The 8,657-nt window shown below is 67.5% G+C and carries 7 protein-coding genes; 6 read left to right on the plus strand and 1 reads right to left on the minus strand.

The window, feature by feature from the left end; translation table 11 throughout:
* The 6 genes from AC2VOU_RS06055 to AC2VOU_RS06080 all read left to right on the plus strand — a co-directional run.
* On the plus strand, positions 1–1,109 hold a 1,109-nt coding region (locus AC2VOU_RS06055; protein WP_486956555.1), incomplete at its 5' end, for an FAD/NAD(P)-binding protein.
* A gap of 4 nt (positions 1,110–1,113) precedes the next feature.
* Positions 1,114–2,394, plus strand: a complete 1,281-nt coding sequence (locus AC2VOU_RS06060; protein ID WP_486956556.1) for an ATP-grasp domain-containing protein — start codon at positions 1,114–1,116, stop codon at positions 2,392–2,394.
* A 1-nt stretch (position 2,395) separates the two neighbouring features.
* Positions 2,396–3,349 carry a homoserine O-acetyltransferase/O-succinyltransferase family protein gene (locus tag AC2VOU_RS06065; protein WP_486956557.1) on the plus strand — a complete coding sequence of 318 codons (954 nt, stop codon included), beginning with the start codon at positions 2,396–2,398 and terminating at the stop codon, positions 3,347–3,349.
* Positions 3,342–4,661: an O-acetylhomoserine aminocarboxypropyltransferase/cysteine synthase family protein gene (locus AC2VOU_RS06070; RefSeq protein ID WP_486956558.1), complete on the plus strand. Its 1,320-nt coding sequence runs from the start codon at positions 3,342–3,344 to the stop codon at positions 4,659–4,661. Before AC2VOU_RS06065 ends, AC2VOU_RS06070 begins: the two co-directional genes overlap by 8 nt.
* Positions 4,646–6,223, plus strand: coding sequence for an amino acid adenylation domain-containing protein (locus AC2VOU_RS06075; RefSeq protein WP_486956559.1), 1,578 nt, complete (start codon positions 4,646–4,648; stop codon positions 6,221–6,223). The genes AC2VOU_RS06070 and AC2VOU_RS06075 overlap by 16 nt, the downstream gene beginning before the upstream one ends.
* Positions 6,207–7,592, plus strand: a complete 1,386-nt coding sequence (locus tag AC2VOU_RS06080; RefSeq protein WP_486956560.1) for a phenylacetate--CoA ligase family protein — start codon at positions 6,207–6,209, stop codon at positions 7,590–7,592. Before AC2VOU_RS06075 ends, AC2VOU_RS06080 begins: the two co-directional genes overlap by 17 nt.
* A gap of 175 nt (positions 7,593–7,767) precedes the next feature.
* On the opposite strand, the gene AC2VOU_RS06085 is transcribed toward AC2VOU_RS06080, so the two are convergent.
* Positions 7,768–8,433 carry a TetR family transcriptional regulator gene (locus AC2VOU_RS06085; protein ID WP_486956561.1) on the minus strand — a complete coding sequence of 222 codons (666 nt, stop codon included), beginning with the start codon at positions 8,431–8,433 and terminating at the stop codon, positions 7,768–7,770.
* Positions 8,434–8,657 lie beyond the last annotated feature (224 nt).

Here is an 8,657-nt window from a genome sequence, read left to right on the forward strand (position 1 = left end):
GGTGCGACCGGGCCGGCCGCAAGCGCTACGTGCCCTCGGGTCGGGAGCCGACCATCACCCTGTACTCACGCTCGGGTGCGCCGTACTGCGCCAAGTCGGCCACCGGCGTCGACCCCTACGGCCAATATCAGCCCGTCGTATGCACCGCCGAAGAGTTTGCGGCGCTGACCAATCCGGGCGGTTCGCCGGTGCGGCGCCACGTGGATTTCCGCGCCGAGCTTCTGCCGCTCATCTTCGCAGAGATGCAGGCGCGCTACTACATCCAGTCCGCCTTGTTGTCCGGGGGCAACGTCGAGTCGACCGAGGTTCGCACCGTCCTACGCCAAGGTTGGCTCAACGGGCACTACGAGAAGGTCGTCGACGGTCTCGAGCCGCGTTACGGGCGCTTCGACCCGGCTGCCCACCTCTTCGCCGGGGCAGACCGCCACTACACGTCGGCCGCCGATTACCAGGGCCAGGCCTACGACATGATCGAAGACGACCTCACCGAGGCCCTGAAGCCCGGGGGGAGCCCAGTCAAGGCGGCCCAGGAGGTGTTGCGCATCCTCCGGGACCAGCTGCGTTCCGTCATCGAGTTCGGTGGTTTGTCGCTGGACTCCTACGTCGAGTTCCAGTCGAATGTCCGCGGCCGCATCAACCGGCTGGAGGCGGGCGTGCCACCTATGCGATCTCAGCAACTGCTGGGCCTGCTCGACGCGGGAGTGGTGCGCATCCCGCTCGGACCCGACCCGGAGTTGGCCCCCTGCGCCGACGGCGTCCGCCTGAGTTCGACGGCCCTCGACGAGCCGACGACACTGACGGTCGACGGGGTGGTGCGGGGCTATCTGGACATGCCCTCCCTGGCCCGGTCGGGCTCGCCACTACTCAGCCGGCTTTACGCGAAGGGAAGGTTGACCCAGCTCAGCTACGGCGACACACCGGTGGGCAGCGTGGCCATCAATGAACAGTTCCACCCCTACGACACCGAGGGCCGACTCCAGCCCAACCTATCCGTGCTGGGCGTTCTCACCGAGGGAGTGCGCTACTTCACCCACTACCTGCCCTCACCCCGAAGCCGCCTCCGGGCCGTGTACGACGCCCAGGACTGCGTCGAGTCCGTGATCGGCTGAGCGCATGATGGATAACGGTTTATCGACCGGACGGACCCGGCCCTTGGTGGCGGTGGGCTACGGGCCGCGCTGCGTTCCCGTGATGCAGCTGGCCGAGGCGGCCGCCGGAGTGTGCGATCTGATCTGGCTGATCGACACGTCCGTGCCGGGGATGGACGAGATGACCGATCTCCTCAACCGATTCGGCGGCGTGGTCGACTTGGACGGCCAGAGCGTCGCGCAGGCAGCCAAGGTTCTGGGCGACTGGGAGCCCGACGGCCTGACCACGTTCCTCGACGCCGGAATGGTCGAATTAGCTTGTCTAGCAGAACGATTGGGCCTGCCCTTTCACAACCCGGCGACCGCCGCCGCCCTCACCGACAAGGCGCGCCAGCGCCAGGCCCTGGCCGATGCCGGCCTCGACATGCCGCGCTGCCGCCTCGTCCGCCCCGATCACTCCGAGACCGGGCTGTTGGCAGTCGAAGCCGAGGTGGGCTGGCCCGCCGTCCTCAAGCCCCGCTCGGCTCAGGGCAGCCGCTACACGTTCCTGGTGCGCGACGGCGTCGAATTCAAGCGACTGCTGGAGACCCTCGGACCGGACCGCCCCGAGATGGTGCTCGAGGGTTACCTTCCCGACGATCCGGCCCGGACCGGCGACCCCTACGGCGGCTACGTGTCGGTCGAGAGCGTGGTGGCCGACGGCACTGTCAGCCACCTGGCCCTCACCGGCCGCTTCCCGCCGGCCAAAGACTTCCGCGAGACCGGGTTCTTCATCCCCGCCGCCCTCGACGACGAAAGCCATTCGGCCGTAATGGATCTGGCCACCCGGGCCATCGCCGCACTTGGGGTACGCACCGGATGCCTGCACACCGAAGTCAAGTTCACCCCTGACGGGCCCCGCATCATCGAGGTGAACGGGCGGTTGGGCGGTGGTGTGCCGGAGATGCTGGAGCGCGCCGCCGGCGTAAGCCTGCTCGACCTCACCCTGCGAGTGGCCCTGGGCGAGTCGATCTCTCTCGACAGTCCGGTGGCCACCAGCCGGATCGGCTACCGCTTTTTCCTCCAGCCGCCGACCGTCTCTGCCACTGTGACCGCCGTCGAGGGCATCAACGACTTCAGCGACCGCGCCGACGTGGACACGGTGAGCCTGCACCAGGCGCCGGGTGCCGCCCTCGACTGGCGTGACGGCTCCGGCAACCACATCGTTGCTGTGGTCGGGTCGACCGACACCGAGGAGCAGTTGCAAGCTGTCTACCGGCTGCTCCACCAAGAGGTCACGGTCTCCTACTCCGACATGGGGTACTGAGGTGGGCGTTCAACTGGCTGAGGGACCGGCGCGATGGAAGTGCGCTCTGGTCAACAACATGCCCGACTCCGCTTTTTGCGCCACCGAACGGCAGTTCGTGGGCTTGCTGGCGGCAGGGTCAGGCGACGACACCCTCTCCCTGACCCGACATACCATGGCTGGGGTGCCCCGCGGCGAGCGGATTCAGTCCCAGATCGCCGCCGAGTACCGACCCCTCGAGGACATCTTCAACGAACCCCCGGACCTGCTGGTGGTGACCGGCTCCAATCCGATCGAGTCCCGCATCGAGGACGAGCCCTACTGGGCCGATCTGCACGGACTGCTGAAGTGGGGTAGCGAGCACGTGCAGGTGATGGTGCTGTCCTGCCTGTCGGCCCACGCCGCGCTGGCCGTCTTCGACGGTGTCGAACGGACCACGCTGTCGGCCAAGTGCACCGGCGTCTTCGCCCAGGAGGCTGACCCGGCCCACCCGCTGGCCGCCGGGTTGCCTGACATGGGAGCCGTCGTCCTGCCGCATTCACGGCTGAACTCCGTGCCCCTTGAGGCAGTGGTCGGCGCGGGCTATTCGGTGGCCCTGCAGTCAGAGCAGGTCGGGTGGAGTGTGGTCACGAAGACGGTAGGCGAGTGCGAGGTCATGCTGGTGCAGGCCCACCCCGAGTACGACCCATCGAGCCTGGTGCGCGAATACGTCCGCGATGTGCGTCGCTACGTCGGCCACTTGTGCGACGAGTTGCCCTGTCTACCAACAGATTGCGCGACCGGCCCGGATTGGGACGCGCTCTGCCGGCTGCATGCGCGGCTGGTGGTCGGCGAGCGGAACGCGGACGTAGTAGCTGCTTTTCCGTTCGACGACATCTGCACCCGCGCCCCCTGGCCGTGGCGGGGCGCGGCCGAGCGCCTGTACATAAACCTGTTGGGCACCATCCCGAAGAGGAGCGCCCGAGCCCATGCATGACGAGACCATCGCCATCCACGGCGGCTACACATCCGACGGGACACGGGCCGTAGCGGTACCGATCTACCAGACCGTGGCCCACGACTTCGCCAGCGCCGAGCACGCCGGCGCCGTGCTCGACATGGAGACGCCGGGCTATCACTACAACCGGCTCAACAACCCGACCCTCGACGTCCTCGAGCAGCGTATCTGCGCCCTCGAAGGGGGGACGGCGGCACTGGTGGTGGCCTCGGGGATGGCCGCGGTCAGCTACGCCGTCCTGACCGTGGCCACTGCCGGCTCGAACATCGTGGTGGCCCCGCAGCTCTACGGGGCCACCTTCACCTACTTCGCCCACGTGCTGCCCACCCTGGGCATCGAGGCCCGCTTCGCCGTCGACGACCGCGCCGAGTCGATCGGCTCGCTCATCGACGACAACACCCGCGCCGTCTTCTGCGAGACGATCGGCAACCCGGCCGGCAACATCGTCGACCTCGAAGCCGTGGCCGAGGTGGCCCACGCGCAGGGCGTACCCCTCATCGTGGACAACACGGTCGCGACGCCGCTGATGCTCAAGCCCTTCGAGCACGGCGCCGACGTAGTCGTGCACTCGCTGACCAAATTCGTCGGCGGTCACGGCACCACCCTCGGCGGGGCCATCGTGGACGGCGGCCGCTTCCCGTGGGCCGACCATCCCGACCGCTTTCCCATGTTCAACGAGCCCGAGCCCGCGTTCCACGGCGTCGTGTTCGCCCGCGACTTCCCCGAGCGGCCCTTCACCGTGCGGGCGCGTTCCACCCAGTTGCGCAACAGCGGCGCGACCCTCTCGCCCTTCAACGCCTTTCTGCTGCTCCAAGGCCTCGAGACGATGGCCCTGCGGCTCGAACGCCACGAGGCCAACGCCCGGGCGGTGGCCGCTTACCTGGCCGCCGACGAGCGGGTGGCCTGGGTGAGCTTCGCCGGGCTACCCGACCATCCGTATCACCACTTGGTGCACCGCTACCTCAACGGGCGGGTGCCGTCCATCATCACCTTCGGGGTCGAGGGGGGCTGCGACGGAGGGTATGCCGCCGGGCTTGCCTTCTTCGATGCGCTGCAGCTGATCAAGCGGCTGCTCAATCTGGGCGACGCCAAGACCCTGGCCATCCATCCGGCGTCCACCACCCACCGGCAACTGTCCACCGACGAGCTCGCAAAGGCCGGTATCTCACCGGAGACGATCCGCCTGTCGATTGGGATCGAGCACATCGACGACATCATCGAAGACATCGACCAGGCCCTGGCCAAAGCCACGACTGGCTGGCGACGGAGCCCAGTGTGCAACAACTGCTGAAGAAGGCGGCGCATCGCGGCGTGCTGGGCGGGGTGCTGGACCACGCCGATCGCGCCCCGGATCGGCCCGCCGTCAAGGACCTCGATCGAGCGTTGACCCGCGGCGAATTGCGCGCCGAAGCAGCGCGAGTGGCCGCCGGCCTGCACCGCACAGGCGTCCAGCCCGGGGCGCGGGTTGCCCTGCTGATCGGCAATTCCGTGGACTTCGTGGCGGCGGCGCTGGGCTGCCTGTGGGCCGGCGTCACGTTCGTCCCGTTGGCGGTCACCGATCCCGACGTCCGCCGCGCACAGATCGTGGCGGACTGTCGGCCCGCGCTGGTGCTCACCGCGGGCCCGGCGCCGTCCGGCCTCCCCTTCGGCACCGCGTGGAGCACCCTGTCGGCGTTGAGTGCGACCGTCGGACCCACGCCGCCGCCGGCGCCCGGCCCGATTTCGTACATCATCTACACGTCCGGGACGACCGGTGTCCCCAAGGGCGTACAGATCCCCGCCGACGCGTTTTTCACCGCGACGCAAGCGTGCGCGGATGCTGTCGGACTCACGGCGGACGACCGCGCACTGTGCGTGTCGCCCGTGCACTTCGACGGGTCTTTCTCCGCGATCTTTCCCCCGCTGATTCGCGGCGTGCCCCTCGTCATTCCCGACCGGGAAGCCCTGCTGTTCCCGCGCAGGTTCTTCTCGATCGTCGCGGCCGAAGGGATCACGGTGACCAGCTTCTCGCCGAGCTACCTTCGGTTACTTAGGTCCAGCGGTCGCCTGGACCGGTTGGCCGATACGCCGCTGCGCGTGATGGCTCTGGGCGGTGAGGCGCCGTCGGGCGCCGACATCACCGCGGTCTGGGCCGCCAGTCCGGGACTGCGCGTCGTGAACCGGTACGGGCCGACCGAGACGACGATCGCCGTCGCTCATCTGGACCTGACACCGGAATTGCTCGACGGGGGCCTGGTACCGATCGGCCGGCCACACCCCGGCAGCTCCTTCCATCTGATCGACGAGCACGGCTGCCTGGTGGACGAACCCGGAGTGGTCGGCGAGCTGTACATCGGCGGACGGCAGCTGATGGCCGGCTATCTGAACGACCCGGGTCACAGCGCGGCCGTGTTGCGGGCCGACGTCGTCGAGGAAGCCACCGTCTACCGCACCGGTGACCTCGTCTACCGCGACGACCGCGGCAACTACGTCTACGTGGGGCGCTGCGACCGCGTCATCAAGCGACACGGTGTGCGGATGTCGCTGGTCGAGGTGACCGAAGCGCTCGGTGGCATCGCCGGGGTCGCATCCGTGGCGTGCACACCCTTCGATCTGGACGGCAGTCTCGGGATCGTCGCATTCGTCGTACCCGACAGCGCGCTGACCCCACTCGCGGTCCGGCAGGCCGCCGGCGAACGGCTGCCCGCGACAATGCTGCCCGACCGGTTCGTCGTGGTGGCCGAGTTGCCGTTGACGTCGTCCAGCAAGGTCGACGAGCGACGGCTGCTCAATGATGCCGGCTTGTCGCCGCCGAACCGCACAGCCTCAGCCACATCGCTCAAGAAGGGAACAGACGTTGACGATCACCACTGACGTGACACCGGACAGTCGCTACGAGCAGCTGGTCCGGCGCCAGCGCGCCGAGTTGCAGGACGCCTACCTCAAGGGGGTGCGCCGGCTGCGTTGGGACGCAGGTCGTCTCGCCGCCGAACGCGAACGGCGCCTTCGGGAACTGCTGCTGCACGCCGCCGAGCGCTCGCCGTTCTGGAGGGAACGCCTGGCCGGCCACGATCTGGCGCACTTCACCGAGGCCGACCTCGCCTCGCTGCCGGTCCTGAGCAAGGCCGAGATGATGTCGGAGTTCGACCGCCTCGTCACGGTCCCCGGCTTGACGCGTGACCGGATCAAACAGCACCTCGACGAGTTGACCGGCGACGGCTATCTCGACGACGAGTACCGGGCGATCATCACGTCGGGATACACCGAGAACCCGTCGTACCACGTGTACGGCTGGGACTCGTTTGTCACCTTCGTGATGCAAGGCTCGCGCTGGACCGGCCGACGCGGCGAAGACCCGGATGCGGTACTGGCGCAATGCTTCAGCGGAAGTCCCAAGCATGAGTCGGGGATCTTTTACGCCTTCAGCACCTTCGAGAGCGGCGGGCCGACATCGCACTGCTTCGATGCCACGCTGCCCCTGGCCGAGATCGTCGACGGCCTGAACAACGCCCGTCCCGCGGTGACGGCTCTGCAGGGGTGGCCGAGTCTCATCCGGGAGCTCGCGACAGAGGCGATGCAAGGACGGCTCACCATCACGCCGACCTGGGTCAGCCTCGCCGGGGAGGTGTGCACTCCGCCGGTGCGAGAGGCGGTCCGGTCCGCGTGGGGGATCGAGGCGTCGGAGTTCTGGGGCTGCTCAGAGGGCACGTATGCCTTTCCCTGCGGCGTGGGTGAAGGCATGCACGTCGCCGACGATCTGGTGATTCTGGAGCCGGCGGACGCCGATGGCAACGTCGTGCCGTATGGGCAACCCGCCGATCGCCTGCTGCTGACCAACCTGTTCAACCTGGAACAACCACTGATCCGCTACGACATGGCCGACGCCGTGACGATGTCCGACGAGCCGTGTGAGTGTGGTTGCGCGCATCGCCGCATCACCTCGGTTCACGGCCGGATTAATGGGGCCTTCCAGTACGACGCCGGCGCCGTGGTGCCCCGCGCCGAACTCGAGCAGACAGTCCTGGCCACCTCCGGCGTCGCCAATTTCTCGGTGGGTAAGACGCCCGGCGGCGTCGACGTGTGCGTGGTGACCGATGGTTCGAGCGACCTCGAGAAGCTGCGGACGGACCTGCTCGCGGTGCTGCGCCGACACGGCGGCCCGGAGTCGGACGTCGTTGTGCAAGAGGTTGGTTACATAGAGCGCCTGTCGCGGGGAAAGTGCCGGCAATTCGACGCCAGGTGATCTGATATCGGGTGATGTTTGTCAAGCGCGGGGCTGTCGAGAATCCGGTGTAAACAAGGGGCGCGGCCGTAGGTTCCGCTTCACGGCCTGCAAGTCTGCGAAGAAGGAGGAACGCGTATCAGGCCTGGGCGCGTCGCCGACTCGATGAAATCGTGTTGGACTATCTGTTTATGGACTAGGGCTGGGGCGAACCGTCGTGGTCGACGTGGCGCAGCGCCTCGCGCGCCAGGAATTCGCGGTAGTAGCCCAGCGACGTTTCAGTGACGATCGCGGGGAACAGTAGCTCCCACATCTGGGTGAGGCGACGGACCAGGTCACTGCCGTCGGCGGTCTGCCGGCCCATCGTCCGCGCGCCGAAGGTCGCGCCGATGATCGACTCGCTGACCATCTGAGGGTCGAGCTCTTCCCGGATGTCGCCTTCGGCGATCGCCCGGCGGGCCTCTGCCGTCATCACCTCGATCCAGGCGGTGCACACGGCGCCGGCCTGGTCGTTGAACTTGCCGAACGCGAGCGTCAGCTGCTCGGCGGTGCGGACGACTTTGTTGGTGGCGAACAAATTAGCGGTGACGAAGGTTCCGTGCAGGATGTTCTCCAGCGCCGGCGACAACGAGTCCGACATCGCGCCCAATTCGGAGACCACCAGGTTGGCGCCATCCTCGATGATGGCCGATGCGAGCGCTTCCATCGAATCGAAGTGGTGGTAGAAGGCACCCTTGGTCATCCCGGTGCGCTCGATGATCGTGCCCCGATCGGCCGCCGCAAAGCCGACTTCGGTGAACACGTCGACCGCGGCGTCGAGAATCTTGCGCCGTGTCGCTTCCGATCTAACCTGGCGGGCCATCGCCTAATACCTCCGGAGCTCCGGTCTCAAATGCCGCACCGTCGGTTGTCGACTGACGCGGCGCGAAATCCTAACAGGCTCATGGTCGATGTCGCGATCAGCTCGAACCCGCCAACGCCGACGTGCTCCCGATCGCGATCTTGGTGCGTCGCTTGATGAATTGGCGGAAGTAGTCGACCCGCTCGGGGCGGACGAAGCCCGGCAGCATCAGCGACAACAACTTC

This window comes from Mycobacterium sp. TH-M25, from assembly GCF_057473665.1.

Coding starts and splice junctions, on each gene's coding strand:
- AC2VOU_RS06060 (WP_486956556.1), top strand. CDS start 1,114: ATGATGGATAACGGTTTATCGACCGGACGGACCCGGCCCTTGGTGGCG.
- AC2VOU_RS06070 (WP_486956558.1), top strand. CDS start 3,342: ATGCATGACGAGACCATCGCCATCCACGGCGGCTACACATCCGACGGG.
- AC2VOU_RS06085 (WP_486956561.1), bottom strand. CDS start 8,433: ATGGCCCGCCAGGTTAGATCGGAAGCGACACGGCGCAAGATTCTCGAC.